14 protein-coding genes are annotated in these 14,950 nt (G+C 39.1%); 6 read left to right on the plus strand and 8 right to left on the minus strand.

Annotated elements, in window-relative coordinates; translation table 11 throughout:
• Positions 1-11: 11 nt before the first annotated feature.
• Positions 12-797: an alpha/beta fold hydrolase gene (locus ADHAQ_RS0103540; RefSeq protein WP_051359689.1), complete on the minus strand. Its 786-nt coding sequence runs from the start codon at positions 795-797 to the stop codon at positions 12-14.
• 82 nt (positions 798-879) lie between these two features.
• Complete coding sequence (dxs, locus tag ADHAQ_RS0103545; protein WP_026461758.1) at positions 880-2,802, minus strand: 1-deoxy-D-xylulose-5-phosphate synthase; 1,923 nt, start codon at positions 2,800-2,802, stop codon at positions 880-882.
• Between the two features lie 338 nt (positions 2,803-3,140).
• On the opposite strand from dxs, the gene ADHAQ_RS0103555 reads away from it, so the two are divergent.
• On the plus strand, positions 3,141-3,890 hold the full coding sequence (locus tag ADHAQ_RS0103555; RefSeq protein WP_026461760.1) for a segregation and condensation protein A: 750 nt from the start codon (positions 3,141-3,143) through the stop codon (positions 3,888-3,890).
• Positions 3,890-4,966, plus strand: coding sequence for a lysylphosphatidylglycerol synthase transmembrane domain-containing protein (locus ADHAQ_RS0103560; RefSeq protein WP_026461761.1), 1,077 nt, complete (start codon positions 3,890-3,892; stop codon positions 4,964-4,966). Before ADHAQ_RS0103555 ends, ADHAQ_RS0103560 begins: the two co-directional genes overlap by 1 nt.
• A gap of 7 nt (positions 4,967-4,973) precedes the next feature.
• Here the strand turns inward: ADHAQ_RS0103560 and ADHAQ_RS0103565 are convergent, their stop codons facing one another.
• Positions 4,974-6,026 carry a glycosyltransferase gene (locus ADHAQ_RS0103565; protein WP_169727976.1) on the minus strand — a complete coding sequence of 351 codons (1,053 nt, stop codon included), beginning with the start codon at positions 6,024-6,026 and terminating at the stop codon, positions 4,974-4,976.
• A gap of 272 nt (positions 6,027-6,298) precedes the next feature.
• Complete coding sequence (locus tag ADHAQ_RS0103570) at positions 6,299-6,718, minus strand: nucleoside-diphosphate kinase (protein WP_026461763.1); 420 nt, start codon at positions 6,716-6,718, stop codon at positions 6,299-6,301.
• A 318-nt stretch (positions 6,719-7,036) separates the two neighbouring features.
• Here ADHAQ_RS0103570 and ADHAQ_RS0103575 point away from each other — a divergent pair, with 318 nt between their 5' ends.
• From ADHAQ_RS0103575 to ADHAQ_RS24425, 4 genes are all read left to right on the plus strand, one after another.
• Entirely contained in the window at positions 7,037-8,053 is a 1,017-nt protein-coding gene (locus tag ADHAQ_RS0103575; RefSeq protein ID WP_026461764.1) for a DHH family phosphoesterase, read from the plus strand.
• Between the two features lie 21 nt (positions 8,054-8,074).
• Positions 8,075-9,085: an FKBP-type peptidyl-prolyl cis-trans isomerase gene (locus ADHAQ_RS0103580; protein ID WP_034256549.1), complete on the plus strand. Its 1,011-nt coding sequence runs from the start codon at positions 8,075-8,077 to the stop codon at positions 9,083-9,085.
• A gap of 91 nt (positions 9,086-9,176) precedes the next feature.
• A complete protein-coding gene (locus ADHAQ_RS27060) occupies positions 9,177-9,704 on the plus strand; it encodes an FKBP-type peptidyl-prolyl cis-trans isomerase (protein ID WP_169727977.1) in 528 nt (175 codons plus the stop codon).
• 90 nt (positions 9,705-9,794) lie between these two features.
• A complete protein-coding gene (locus tag ADHAQ_RS24425; protein ID WP_051359691.1) occupies positions 9,795-10,223 on the plus strand; it encodes an FKBP-type peptidyl-prolyl cis-trans isomerase in 429 nt (142 codons plus the stop codon).
• A 56-nt stretch (positions 10,224-10,279) separates the two neighbouring features.
• On the opposite strand, the gene recO is transcribed toward ADHAQ_RS24425, so the two are convergent.
• The 4 genes from recO to ADHAQ_RS0103610 all read right to left on the minus strand — a co-directional run bounded on the left by recO (position 10,280) and on the right by ADHAQ_RS0103610 (position 14,924).
• Positions 10,280-10,993, minus strand: a complete 714-nt coding sequence (recO, locus tag ADHAQ_RS0103595; RefSeq protein ID WP_026461766.1) for a DNA repair protein RecO — start codon at positions 10,991-10,993, stop codon at positions 10,280-10,282.
• Positions 10,994-11,103: 110 nt separating this feature from the next.
• Positions 11,104-13,428 carry a type IX secretion system anionic LPS delivery protein PorZ gene (porZ, locus tag ADHAQ_RS0103600; RefSeq protein WP_026461767.1) on the minus strand — a complete coding sequence of 775 codons (2,325 nt, stop codon included), beginning with the start codon at positions 13,426-13,428 and terminating at the stop codon, positions 11,104-11,106.
• Positions 13,429-13,924: 496 nt separating this feature from the next.
• Positions 13,925-14,521 (minus strand): thymidine kinase, encoded by a 597-nt coding sequence (locus ADHAQ_RS0103605; protein WP_026461768.1) that lies wholly within the window; start codon positions 14,519-14,521, stop codon positions 13,925-13,927.
• Between the two features lie 82 nt (positions 14,522-14,603).
• On the minus strand, positions 14,604-14,924 hold the full coding sequence (locus ADHAQ_RS0103610; protein WP_026461769.1) for a 2Fe-2S iron-sulfur cluster-binding protein: 321 nt from the start codon (positions 14,922-14,924) through the stop codon (positions 14,604-14,606).
• Between the last annotated feature and the right edge of the window lie 26 nt (positions 14,925-14,950).

The following is a 14,950-nucleotide window of genomic DNA, read 5'->3' on the forward strand; positions in this document are numbered from 1 at the left end:
TTTACTTCATTTTAAGCAATACTCCTTATAAAGCTTATTACGGCGTTTTGTGTAATATCTTTTTGTTCAAACATGCCCATATGGCCAGTTTGATCTAGTAATAAAACATGCGCAATTTTAGGTAGTGGGCATAGTTGTAAGGTTTGCTCAAATGGCACAGCGGTATCCTGCTTGCCAGCAATAAACTGAATTGGAAAATTTGCTTTTCGTAAAACGTGCGTACGGTCCGGCCGATCGCGCATTCCAATTACTGTACCTATGATGGCCTCCCCCGAAGCTTCTTTTCCAAGACCAATCAACAAATTAATAGCTGCTTCATTTTGTTTCCGGTTCCCTTCGAAAAACAAAGGTGCTACAAAAGAATCCATAAACTTACCTACGCCATGCTTTTGAATAAACTCAATGGTGCGGTTCCTAGCTTCCTTTTTTTCTTCAGAATCGGGGAAAGCAGTAGAATGAAAAAGACTCAGGCCATTTACAAATTCGGAGTACTTTTCTGCATAGGCCAAAGCTACGTAGCCACCCATGGAGTGACCTATAACGGTAGCTTTTTCAAAACCTAATGCTTCAACAATTTCATGTACTTCAGCGGCAGCACTATCCATGGAATAATCGTCCCGGAGGTCCTGGTTCTGTCCAAACCCTGGCAAATCCACTGTTACTACCCGAAATTCTGGTTTAAAAGGCTCTATAAATTGTTCCCATACTTTCTTACTTTCACAAAAGCCATGCAGGAATATTATTGGTTTTCCGTTACCACCAGAATCCGAAACTATATTTTTAAAGATATTGCTCATATTGTTTTACGTTGGGTTAAACAAAAAACCTATAAACAATTTATTGCTTACAGGCTTCTACTGCAATTCTACATTATTTGAATTATACTTTTACCTTAACAGACTGAGCCCATAAAGCCCGAACTGTTTTTTCAATGCTATCCGGATCAAAGCCTGCCTCCCGGTGCAGTTGCAACTGGTTTCCATGTTCAATAATAGTATCGGGTATACCCAACCGTTTCACCTGAGAAGTATACTGATTATCGGCCATAAATTCTAAAACGGCACTTCCGAAACCTCCTTGTAAGCAGCCATCTTCAATGGTGATAATTTTATCGTATTTGCGGAATATTTCATGCAGCAATTTCTCATCTAAAGGCTTGGCAAAACGCATATCATAATGCCCTACCTTTATATTTTCTTCTTTTAGCTTTTTGCAGACCTCTACAGCATAATTACCAATATGACCAAAGGTTAAAATAGCTACATCTTCTCCTTCCTGCAATACCCGGCCTGTACCAACTGCAATTCTTTTTAAAGGGGTACGCCATTCCGGCATAACTCCTTCACCACGTGGATACCGAATACTAAACGGTCCCATATCTGGCTGGCTGGCGGTATACATCAGGTTCCGGAGTTCTGCTTCATTCATAGGTGCAGATACCACCATATTAGGAATACAGCGCATATAAGCAATGTCGTACGCACCGTGGTGCGTAGAACCATCTGCTCCGGCAAACCCGGCCCTATCTAAACAAAAAACGACATTCAGGTTCTGCAAGCATACATCATGAATTATCTGATCATATGCCCGCTGCATAAACGTGGAATAAATATTACAAAAAGGAATTAAGCCCTGGGTAGCTAAACCAGCGGAGAACGTAACAGCGTGTTGTTCTGCAATACCAACATCGAAGGCTCTGTCGGGCATTGCCTCCATCATAATATTTAAGGAAGATCCGGAAGGCATAGCCGGCGTAACTCCCATAACTTTATCGTTTTGCTGCGCTAGTTCCACAATAGTGTGCCCAAATACGTCCTGATATTTAGGCGCTTGCGGCGTATCGTGATGTACTTTATAAATCTCACCGGTAATTTTATCAAAAGTGCCCGGGGCATGCCATTTAGTTTGGTCTTTCTCAGCCAGGGCAAACCCTTTACCTTTTACGGTAAGGCAATGCAAGATTTTAGGTCCCGGTATATCTTTTAAGTCTCTTAAAACCGAGGTCAGGTGATTGATATCATGCCCGTCGATTGGTCCAAAATACCTGAACTTTAATGATTCAAATAAGTTGCTTTGTTTAAGCAAAGTAGCTTTAATACCACTTTCTACTTTAGAAGCTATTTGTTGAGCGTTTGGACCGAACTTACTGATCTTACCCAAGATGTTCCATATTTCATCCCGCAGCTTATTGTAAGTCCGCGAGGTAGTAATATCCGTTAAATATTCTTTTAAAGCCCCTACATTAGGGTCAATGCTCATGCAGTTATCATTGAGTACCACCAGCAAATTAGCGTTTGATACGCCAGCATGGTTTAAAGCTTCAAAAGCCATGCCGCCCGTCATGGCACCATCCCCAATTACAGCAATATGTTGCCGATTATCTTCGTGCTTATATTGAGAAGCCACCGCCATACCCAAAGCCGCCGAAATAGAGGTAGAAGAGTGTCCTACGCCAAAAGCATCGTATTCACTTTCTGATCTTCTTGGAAAACCTGAAAGGCCGTTATACTTCCGGTTGGTATGAAATGTATCCCGGCGTCCGGTTAATATTTTATGCCCATATGCCTGATGCCCTACATCCCAAACTAACTGATCATGAGGCGTCTGGAAAATATAATGTAAAGCAACAGTCAGCTCTACTACTCCTAAGCTAGCCCCAAAATGCCCCCCATAAATAGAAACATTATCAATTATAAATTGCCGTAATTCCTGGCATACCTGCAGTAATTGTTCCTGATTAAGCTGGCGTAAATCAGCAGGTGAGTTTATATTAGCGAGTAATTCTCCGGGCTTGATAATCATGGGCATTTCCTATATGCATAAGAACACTTGTGTTAGACAAATGTTCAATTTTCGGATTTTCCTTTTATACGAAAAAGCTGGTAAAAGTAATTATTTTTTCTGACTTCCCCGAAATTGAATTCAAACTCCAGACCAAATTGAGCAAAGGCAGTTGATTTACCATTATTTTTTTTGGCAAGGAAGGTTACATACCAGCACCTATAACCCGTGGCTAAGCTACCAGCCGAGTACCAAGCAGATATTACATACCCAAGCAAGCGGCTTTTAAAGTAAGTTTCCCGTAATTTTCTTTATTTTTGACGTTAATTACGTAGTATTTCTATATAGCAGCAGACATAGTGAGTTTTGAAATAAAATTATCCTTATTTGAAGGCCCTTTTGACCTCCTCCTTTTCTTCATTGAACGGGATGAGTTAGATATTCATGACATTCCAATTTTTAAAATTACGAATGACTTCATGGCATATATTTCTCAACTAGAGCAATTGAACATTGAAGTGGCCAGTGAATTTATTTTGACCGCGGCCACATTAATGCGCATAAAAGCAAAGATGTTGCTTCCCCGGACGGAAAAAGATGCGCAAGGGAATGAAATTGACCCGCGTCAGGAATTGGTGCAACACCTGCTGGAATACAAAAAATATAAAAACGTTTTAGCAGATTTAACATTACTGGAAGAGCGACGCCAGATGATGGAATCACGTGGTAATATACAAGCAGAGTTACAACACATTGCCAAACAAAGCAATTTAGATTACGAGCTGCAAGACCTGAATTTGTATAAATTAATGCGGGTTTTCGAAAAAGTAATTGTTCGTTTTGAAGAAGAACAAAACCGGCCTAAACATACGGTATACACCTACCCGTATACCATCGAAGATCAGAAGCATTTTATTCTGGAAAGAGTTAATAAGGATAAGATTGTGGATTTTACAGAAATCATAGAAGCTTATCCAGAAAAAATTGGTTTAATTTTCAACTTTTTGGCTATTCTGGAAATGTTGCAGCTCAATACCATCAGTATTATCATTAATGAAGGATTTAATAATTTCCGAATAGTACCTTACAACGATAATCAGGCAGCTTAATGGACCACAACCGCAAGAAATTACTGGAGAACTTCTCTACCCGCCGAATTTTAATTCCGGTGGTTATTGGTTTGTCGGTAGTTGGTTACATGCTCTACCGGGACCCGGCTTCCCGCAACTTAAGCGCCCTGGCTAATACCCAGGTACATTGGCTTCTTATTACCATTTTTGTATTGTTGGTCCGGGATGTTGGTTATATGTACCGCATAAGGCATATAACCGGAAAAGCTTTAAGCTGGCGCCAAAGTATAGATGTAATTATGTTGTGGGAATTCGCCTCCTGCGTAATGCCATCAGTAGTAGGCGGATCTACCGTAGCTACTTTTATTATTAACAAAGAAGGAATTCCGCTAGGAAAATCATTGGCTTACGTAATGGTTACGGCTATGCTCGACAACCTATACTTTGTGGTGGCAGTGCCTATTGTATTACTTTGTACCCAAGGCAAAATTTTTCCAGATGTTTCGGGCTTAAATTTCTCGGTTAGTTCCAGCCTGGAGGTGGCTTTCATGATAAGTTATGCCTTGATTACTCTGTATGCCATTATTATGATTTATGCGCTTTTTTATAAACCTACTTCCGTTAAACGTTTATTGTTAAGAATTACTTCTTTCCTATTCCTGCGCCGGTGGCGGCCATCTGCCTTAAATCATGGCAACGAACTAGTGAAAGCTTCCCTGCAAATAAAAGGTAAAGGGTTGGTTTATTGGCTGCGTGCCAGCCTTTCTACCGCTTTTGTCTGGACGGCCCGTTATTATGTAGTAAGTTGTATTATTGCCGCTTTTATTCATCTTTCCTTAAATGACCACCTGATTATTTTTGCCCGCAACTTTGTCTGGAAAGTGGTTTTATTAGTGGCCGTAACTCCTGGGGGTGCTGGTATTGTAGAAGGCACTTTCAATATCTTCTTCCAGGATTTTATAACACCCTCTCTGCTGGTTTTAATTTTACTCTTCTACCGAATTGTTACTTATTACTTATATCTGGTTTTAGGGTCTATCTTTTTACCTCGCTGGGTAGCCCGGGTATTTAAGTCCAGAAAAGAAACCGAACCAGAAAAAGCAATCAAAACATAACAACTGATTATCTTCCTTTAGCAATCGGATTATATCTGGTTACATAAAGTTTGCGGGTATATGTTAAAAATACCTGCAAGACCACCAGATTTAACCTGCTGAATAAATAAAAGAAAACGGGCCTTTCAAAAGCAAGACTGAACAAGCAGATGCTGTAAAACAACAACTGACCCCAAAAGAAAAAATCGTAAAAAGCAGCGGCATTGGAAATAAAAAGATTGGAAAGAAACAACAGAAAGAATAATACCGGAAAAAACAACCGAAGAATTTTATGAAAAACCAAAGCCCCTAGAATAGGATTCTTCTTAACATTAAATACATCCTGGTGTTCAGCTAAAAAAGCTATATTATTTTGCAGAATAGTTTTCTGTCCAAGAATCATCTGATTAAACGATGAAGATTTAGGGCAAAAGCCAACTGCTTTAGGTGCGAAAGCTACTTTATACCCCCGTGAACTCAGTATTACTGGTATGGTAATATCATTTTGGCAAAGGTAAGGCTGCACAATAGGCCATAATTCTTTACGCACCGCAAAAACAGTATTATCTAAACTAGTTAAAGATTTAACCCGGCTCTCGCTTTCCTTCAAAAAATTTTCATAGTGTTGCAACAATCCTTCCCAACCTATCTTTTTCAAAAAACGATTTTTAGAATGTTCTTCCTTGGTTTGGTAGAGTAATTTACCGGCTACCCCTCCTACTTGGGTTTGGCTAAAACCCGGCTCCATACTTTTTACAAATTCAGGGGTAAGCACCTGAACCGTATCAGAAAAAAGCAAGATTTCTCCAGTTGCCAGGGCTGCGCCTGCTTGCTGTGCCTTCAGCTTTCCTTGAGGGTACGGAAGTGATGAAAACTTTATTTGCGGATGGGGTAAAAATAACTCAATAATTGCTTCACTTCTATCACTAGCTCCATCCAAAACCAGAACTATTTCCAATTTATCAGCAGGGTAATCCAGCTTTAAACTATTCTGAATTTTCCTTCCTATTCTGTTTTCTTCATCCTGGCAAACAACTATTAAGCTCACTTTGGGAATAGTATCCAGGATCTTTTTAGGCAACTCTTTTTCTTTTAATCTGAGTTTTACGGCCAAATAAAGCGGATAGCCCAGGGTGCTACAAAAAAGAAGGCTGAAAGAAAGCCAGAAAATAAAATAAAACATAACTAAAGGAGAAACGACAAAGGCGGGAATGTTTATTGATAATATTATTAACTCCTTTTAACTAACTAAACTATAACCGGAGCCAATCTGGGTAGAAAGATACAGCTTTTTATCAAAAAAAGAGTCTTAACCTTTTGGCCAAGACTCTTTTACTTTATTCTTAATTTAAATTAAAATTGCTCGTCGGCAGAAAAGAAAAAGTCACCTTCAATTTGGGCATTTTCGTCTGAATCGGAACCATGCACTGCATTAGCTTCCATAGATTTGGCAAACTTTTTCCGGATAGTACCCTCTTCGGCCTGAGCTGGGTTAGTGGCTCCAATTAATTTCCGGAAATCAGCTACCGCATTGTCTTTCTCCAGAATCATGGCTACAATTGGGCCCGAACTCATATACTTAACTAAATCACCATAAAAAGGACGTTCCTTATGTACCTCATAAAATTTTCCTGCACGCTCTGGTGTTAAACGTGTTTTTTTCATTGCCACAATCCGGAAGCCACCTTCTTCAATCATTTGGGTAATTGCCCCAATGTGGTTATCCTGTACCGCATCCGGCTTAATCATGGTAAAAGTTCTGTTTGATGCCATATTTCTATTTGATTATTATTAAAATATTTGGTTAATGATTAAATAAATCCCGAATAAAGTATTCCTTTTAAAGTTTACAATTTTTAGTTGTAAACCTAACATAATTCATTTTAAGCTTATGGCTCTACTTCTTTACTGTATACTATTGGTGCAAAAGTAATAGAGTTTTATAAATATCCTTACCTGCTTACACGGATTCAAAAAGCTTATAAAAACTGATAATCCCGTATTTGAATTATTTTTTTGTTTATGAAGTTATTAATTATGAATTTTGTGTCTTGCACCTTAAGTAAAATCGGGTGCTTTTTATAGCTAAGAATGCATAATATTGTTGCTCTTAAGGAGCTACTTCAGAATCCGAAACAAATCCTGATTACCACGCATCATAAACCTGATGCTGATGCTTTAGGATCTTCGCTTGGTTTAGCCGGTTACCTTAAAAAAAAGGGCCACCAAGTTACTGTTATTACGCCCTCCGACTATCCAAGTTTCTTAAACTGGATGGAAGGCAACAGCGATGTACTTATTTATTCGCAGGAAAGCGATCCGTTGGTTCGCAAAATCATCAATCAGGTAGACGTTATATTTTGTCTTGATTTTTCGGCTCTTTGCCGCATAAATGAAATGGGCGAATATATCCGTTTAGCACCGGCTACCAAGGTTTTGATTGATCACCACTTGGAGCCAGAAAATTTCGCGGATATTGTTTTTTCTGATACCTCTGCTGCTGCCACTGCCGAATTAATCTTTGAAGTAATTCGGGATTTAGGCGATCAGGATTTGATTGATGTAAACATAGGCGAATGTTTGTATGCAGGGATTATGACCGACACTGGTTCTTTCCGGCACCCAAGCACTTCCCGAAATGTACATTTAATCATTGCTGAACTACTTCATATAGGAGTAAATACTTCTAAGATTCACCGCTTAATTTATGATAGCCACACCGAATCGCGCCTGCGGTTTTTAGGTTATGCCCTAAAAGATAAATTAACCATTATCCGGGAGTTTAAAACAGCTTATATAGCCATTACTTCCGATGAATTAAAAGAATACGACTCCAGGACCGGTGATACTGAAGGTTTAGTAAACTTTGCGCTTTCCATTGAAGGGGTAGTTTTTGCAGCCTTATTCATTGAACGAAATACATTGGTAAAAATGTCATTCCGGTCGGTTGGCGATTTCTCGGTAAATGACTTTGCCCGTAAACATTTTGAAGGTGGCGGCCACCGGAATGCGGCAGGAGGAGTTTCCTCTTTACCTATAACCGAAACGGTTCAAAAGTTCATCAGTTTACTCCCATTATATAAAAACGACCTAGTAAAAGATCAATAATAGTTATAACAATCCAACTCAATGTTTAAAAACACAAAAGTAATACTTCCTGTATTAGCGGCTGGTATGCTGGCTTTTCAGGCATGTAATAAATTAGGTGGCAATTCTTTTAAGAAAACCGAAACCGGTTTAGAATACCAGCTTTTCGCTAAAAACAAAGATGGCAAATACGAAGCTAAGGAAGCACCTTCGGCCACAGACACTACCAAATTAAATAAAGAAGGTCAGATTTTACGCGTACATATGCGTTTTGACGGCCAGTTAGAAAAAGGAAGCAAAGATACCACGCTTACCAATTCTTTCACTTCCCTGCCAATTTACCTGCCTATCACAAAGCCATCTTTTAAAGGTAGCGTAGAAGAAGCTTTTGCCATGTTAGCTCCCGGCGATAGTGGTGTGTTTAAAGTAAACGCTGATTCTACTTTCTTAAAAACATTTAAGCAGCCTTCCATTCCTCCTAGGTTTAAAAAAGGTGGCACTTTTACTTTTTATCTGAAAGCTGAAAAAGTAATGAGCCAGCAGGAAGCTATGATGGACCAGCAAACAGAAATGATGGCCTTTATGGCGAAGCAGAATAAAATAGATGAGGGGGTCATTGAAAAATATTTGAAAGAAAATAAATTTAGCATGCAACCTCAGAAGACTAGCTCGGGTCTTTATTACGTTATAACCAAAGAAGGAACAGGTCCTAAACCAGAAGCAGGCAAAATGGTATCGGTACAATACACCGGAACTACTTTGGATGGCAAAGAATTTGATTCTTCTTACAAAAATCCGCAATTAGGAGGTAAACCAATTGAGTTCCCTATTGGTCAGGGTGCAGTAATCCGGGGATGGGATGAAGGTATTGCGCTTTTAAACAAAGGTACAAAAGCAACGCTTATTATTCCTTCTACCATGGCTTATGGTCCGCAGGAGCAGCCAAAGATACCGGCTAATTCTGTATTGCGGTTTGATGTTGAGTTAGTAGATATTAAAGATATGCCGCAGCAGCAAATGATGCAGCCGGGCTTACAACAACAACCACAATAGTAATTTTAAAATGTTAAATTTAAGTAAACTCAAAAGCGTAAAAAGTTCTAGTATTTTTTTCGGCTCTTTATTTTTAGTAATTTTTTCTTTCGTGTTTTCTAGTTGCGATGTTAAACGGAACGATGATGCCATTCAGGAAATTGAAAAAGTAAGAGCAGATTTTTTAAAGCAGCTTGGTACTGACACCATGGCTATACGGCAATATTTAGGTGAAAACAATTTGCTAACGGAAGCTAAAAGCACTAAAACCGGTTTGTTTCAAATTGTACTTACGCCCGGTAATGGTATACAGCCTAATAGTGGTTATACAGTTAATACGCATTATGTATTACGTAGGCTAAATGGTGATGTGCTACAGAGTTCTTATGAAGCCAGAAATGGGGTTGTGCAATCATTCCCATTTAACCTGAATCTTAATAATGTAAATCCTATTACTGATTACCCTAGTCCTATCTACGGCTATCAGCAAGGGGTATACATGATGAAAGTAGGTGGCAAATCTAGGTTTATTTTACCATCTGGTTTAGCTTATAAGGCTTTTGGTAATCCAGCTGGAAAAATTGCGCCAAACGAGATACTTATTTTTGATATCGAGTTGCTGTCTGCAAACCCTCAATAATAAAGTTTTATGCACAAACAATTCGTTCAGCACTATTTAAATTGCTTTTTGCTGATAAGCATTCTTCTCTTTGCATCTTGTAAAGATTCCATGACCGAGATGGCAGAAAGAAGAGATGCCCTTGATGAAGAAATAATCAAGAAGCATATAATTGAAAAAAATATTACAAATGCTCAGCGGCAAGCTTCCGGACTCTACTATGTACCTAAAACTCCCGGAACCGGTGACCTGATACAAAAAGGTGACTCGGTAAGGGTGCATTATATAGGGAAGTTTTTAGATGGCTACAAATTTGAATCTTCTTACGATAATAATCAGCCTTTACGAACTAAAGTAGGCGTAGTGGGAATGATTGTGAAAGGCATGGACGAAGGCTTACAATTAATGCGGAAAGACGAAGTAGCTACCTTGATACTTCCTTCCAATTTAGGTTACGGCATGTATGGAAATGGTGGCAGTATTCCGGGCCGCACCGTTATTCAGTTTGAAGTAAAAGTGCTTTCAGTAAAGAAAAACTAACAGCATAAACGAACTACATTTTAAAAAAGCCTTACTAATTAGTAAGGCTTTTTTTATTATTCAGCCAGCACCTCTGATAAAACTTTAAGCGATCTAATTTCGCCTAAGCTGTCCATGTGTAACTGGTAATACCAAATAATTATCTGCAACATCTCGCGCCTCACTTTCCCATTAGTAATTAAGGTGGCAGTAGGGTCATTTATCAGATTATCAAACAAATCCTCATACATTTGAAAATGAATGACAGCTGGTCGGCCATTAATCAAGTTCTGACTGCCCGAAAAAGCAATTTGAGAAGTTACATCCGCCCCTGAAGTAGGACCAAACCCTAAATAAGATGAAAGCTGGAGCAGAAAAATTAAATGAAAATTTTCAAAATGCTGTTCCTGCTGATCAAAAGCAATAATGGCATTATGCAGAAAATTGAATAGGTCCCGGTTTTCTTCTTCTTCTTTCACCGTGAAAGAAAGCATCTCGGATAAAAAGAGTAACATACTACTTTTCCGGATATCGTAAGGAATAGAGGAAAAAGGATAATTGCACTTGTATTCTGATATGCGGGTTATGCCGCCTTTAGCTGATGTATAAACCACCATATCCAACAGGGTAAATGGCTGAAATAAAGCAATACGGGTAGTATTAGACTTTTGCCGGATACTGTTTACAATATAAGTTTGCAGGCCAAGCTCTTCGGTATAAATACGGGTAATAATAGATGTTTCCCGATATTTAATAAAGTTTAGGACAATACCCCGGGTTTTTACAAGCACGATTTATAAATTATTTTAGTAGTTACTATATTTAGGCGTGATACGCTGTATAAGCATGCTATACGATTAAATTAGGAGTTAATAGTTCAGGTAACTAAAATTACAGTAACTTATTCTACCACCGCAATTTTACTAATGCAACTCTGGCTTCCATCAGCAGTGGCACTGTAAGCCAAATAAACTCCGGCTTTTACCCGGTTACCAGTTACATCCTTCAAATCCCAAGCCATTGTTCCTCCTGCGGCCTTTGCCTGGTAAACCAAATTGCCAGCGATATCAGTTATTTTAACCACTGCATTATTCGGTAGGTTAGATAAACCCAGTAAACCGGTATAACCCGGCCTTACCGGATTAGGAAATACCAGGGCACATTCAGGTTTACCCATTGTTTCTGTGGCTCCACCCCGGTAAGAGATCAATCCTGCATCTGTGGCTACAAATACTTCACCAGTACTGTGGTTAAGGGCAATATCCCTAATTTTATTTGAGGGCAAGGGACTATTCTGAGTTGTAAAATAGGCTAATAACTGATCTCCTTCTTCGTTGAAATACCATAAGCCCGCTTCCGTTCCAATCCATTTTCGGTTTGCTCCATCTACGGCAATACTGGTGACTACCTGGTTTTCGAGTAAAGGTCGGCCGTTAATTAATGGCAGAACTGCAGAAAAGCTGTTATGGGTAAAAACATTCTCCGGCTCATGAAATACGGCCACCCCTTTGTCAGTCCCAACCCATACCAAGCCATTCTTATCTCTAGTCAAGGCATGCACCTCTGCCCCCGGTAAATTTCCGGACGAGGCCAGCGTGGTTAAGTACCTAAACTGATTTTTCTTTTCATTATAAACTAAAACCCCCTGGTTCCTGGTACTATTCCGGCTAACCGACATCCACTTGTACCCCTGGTTATCTATCAAAATTTTCTCTAAATTACTTCCGTCCGAAAACCCTGGAAAAGCAAAGGATTGCCAATTACCATCCTGTTTCAATACAAAAAGTCCAGGGGCATTAGCAAGTTGGGTTCGGTTAGTAACCCAATTATTACCTTCCTTGTCGACTGCTATTCCAGCAATACGGGTAGTGGAACTATTGCCAGGTTCAGCACTTAATAAGGGAGAGTTAGCAGAATTATAAATTTTAAACTTGCCCAGCCCCTCCCACTCCAGCAGACCATAACCATAACTAGCTATATATAATTTGTTGTTGACAGGATTACGAACCGCTCCTACTAAATCCTGTATATTAGGAAAATCATTAGTACCCGGAAATTTTTGAGGATTGTAACTTTGCCAAAGGCCATTTTCATAAACAGCAAAGCCCGTCTGCAGATTTTGCGGTTTGTAATTCTGATCGTACCCCCCTCCCAATACAAAAACTTTATCTTTATCCACATAAAGGCGAAATGCACTATTGTACATCGGAGCATCAGTTATAAAATTCTGTGCTGTTGCCTCATCCAGCTTTACCAAACCATTTTTAAAATCAGCTACCCAAAACGTTTTGTTATTGTCGGGAACAGCATCTTTTGGGTTAACTACCAAACCGGCATATTTAACCTGAACCTGATTATTTTTATTTAAGGTTAGCAATTTTTCATCTCCTACTATCAGCAGATAATCCAGGTAAGGTTTCAGTTGTTGAAAATCTTTATTAGGTAGGTTAATAGAAGCTGGAGACCATGTTTTGCCATTAAACCGGTACAAGCCTAGTCCGTTTATGCCAGCATAAACTTTATTGTTAAAAGCCGCAATGGTTCTATAATGTTGGGCAGGTGCATTAGGCAAATTATCTGCAATGGAAAAGGTACGCCAATTTCGGTAATCCAATAGGTTATTATTGCTGCGCCGGGCAGCCAATAACCCGTTGGAAGTCGCCAGATAAATACTATCGTTTAGAATAGTGGTGCTATAAATATCAAGGACCTGCCCATTAGGTCCCAAGTTACTGTACGTATCCTTAATTTCTTTTTTAACCAGGTCCAGCACCACCACCCCAAAGCTACAGGCTAGATAAGCTTTTTTATCTTGAAAGAAAATATGGTGGATTTGCTTTTCCCCCGGTATGGACTTCCGCAGAATATCGTTCAGGTTAATAATTTCATCCTCTTGTACCAGATCAATATTTGTATTTTGGTAGGCAATAAGTAGGGTTTTAGTTTGGGAGTCGTACGCCAGTGTACTAATATTACTATCACTAAAACCGTCTGCTTTAGATAAAACCTTTAGCTGATCGTAAGTTTGATCGTAGTAAAAGAAGCCATCTTCAGTAGCACAATATATCTTGTCTTCTACCTGAGAAACTGCTTTTGCTCGATTATTAGGCACATGTAATTTCCAGCTACCAATTGCCAATGAACCGGCTTGGTTTTGAGCCTGAACCGGAAGGAGCTTTAAGCTGATAGCCGCTAGAAAAAAAATTAAGGAAAATTTTGGAAACATGTATCCCGCCTTTGGGTAAGCAAGTTTAAAAAAATGAGGATATGAAATTTAAGATAACAAGCTATTTTTAACATCCCCTAACTAATCTGTTTACACCTTAAAGAAATTAAGGTGCCATTTATTAGATTTATTACAATTTAAATAAAATTATCAGTAATTAATTTACTGACCCAATTGGGTATTGGTAGCCCCAGAGAATAAAGACCAATATCTTTAATTACACAATCAATAAAAGGCAATAAAAGCCGTAGAATCACAAGTATTTTAGAGGGTTTATGATTATCATTAATAATAACGCCCCCGTTTACCTATCTTCTACCCGCTACTATCACTTGCTCTTTATATAGTTGGGCATAAAAAGGTTATCCAGAATTCAAAACGTATAAGCTAAAAGGCACTTCGTGATTCTTTGAATTTCCTGTTATGAGTAGCTTATTGGTAAGTCTTACCCAAAACAGAAAATTATATGCCTAACCCGTTTAACCTAAAATTCTAATTACTTCTGATTCTCTTTCATACCTTCCTGAAAACAGTGCCGGCACCGAGCTTCATACGTATCGGTTTCACCTAGTACTATTCTTTCAACTGAAGCAGCTTTTCTAAAAGAATAAGAAGCAATATCCCCACAACTCATGCAAACGGCATGCACTTTGGTAACGTATTCGGCTATGGCCATAAGCGCCGGCATCGGCCCGAATGGCTTGCCTAAATAATCCATATCCAGGCCGGCAATAATTACGCGGGTACCATTGTTGGCTAGCCGCACACACACCTCTACTAATGCCTCATCAAAAAATTGAGCTTCATCAATTCCTACTACATCGCACCCACTAGCCAGCAACAGCATATCATTAGCTAACTTAACAGGTGTTGATCGGATGGCATTGGCATTATGCGAAACAACATCTACCTCGTGATATCGGGTATCAATGGCTGGTTTAAAAATTTCCACACATTGTTTAGCTATTTTAGCTCTATTCAGGCGTCTGATTAGTTCTTCTGTTTTGCCGGAAAACATGGAGCCACAAATCACTTCAATCCAACCTCTTCTTGCTGAATAATTTTTATTACCTACCCTTGGCTCTATAAACATATTTAAAATTGGTAGTTTGTGGTAAGCTAAGCATCACCAACAGGCTTATAACTTAATGACTTTATTATTGGCTGAAGCAAAATTAATGGGAATAAATTAGGTGCGGAAATTGCGTATCAGAAGGTACTTTAACGATAACATCAGTACGTAAATAGCTTTGACAGGCCAATCGTTCGTTTGCATTAAGGCGTCCGTTCTCCTGGTATTTTTGCTCCGGTAAGCTTAGAGCACCAAACCCCTCCATCCCTTTTATTACTATTAATCTGTAGGTGGTGCATCTTCCCTTGCCACCACAGGCTTTCATCCAATCCAGACCTGCGGCCTGAATAGCATCTAATACCTTTTGCGAAGGTGGCACATTAATTGCCCGCTCAAAGAGGTTTTGAACAATGAGTTTCGGCATATTTTACTACCTTTACAAATAGATTT

Origin of the sequence: Adhaeribacter aquaticus DSM 16391 (assembly GCF_000473365.1) — a bacterium.
GTDB lineage: Bacteria > Bacteroidota > Bacteroidia > Cytophagales > Hymenobacteraceae > Adhaeribacter > Adhaeribacter aquaticus.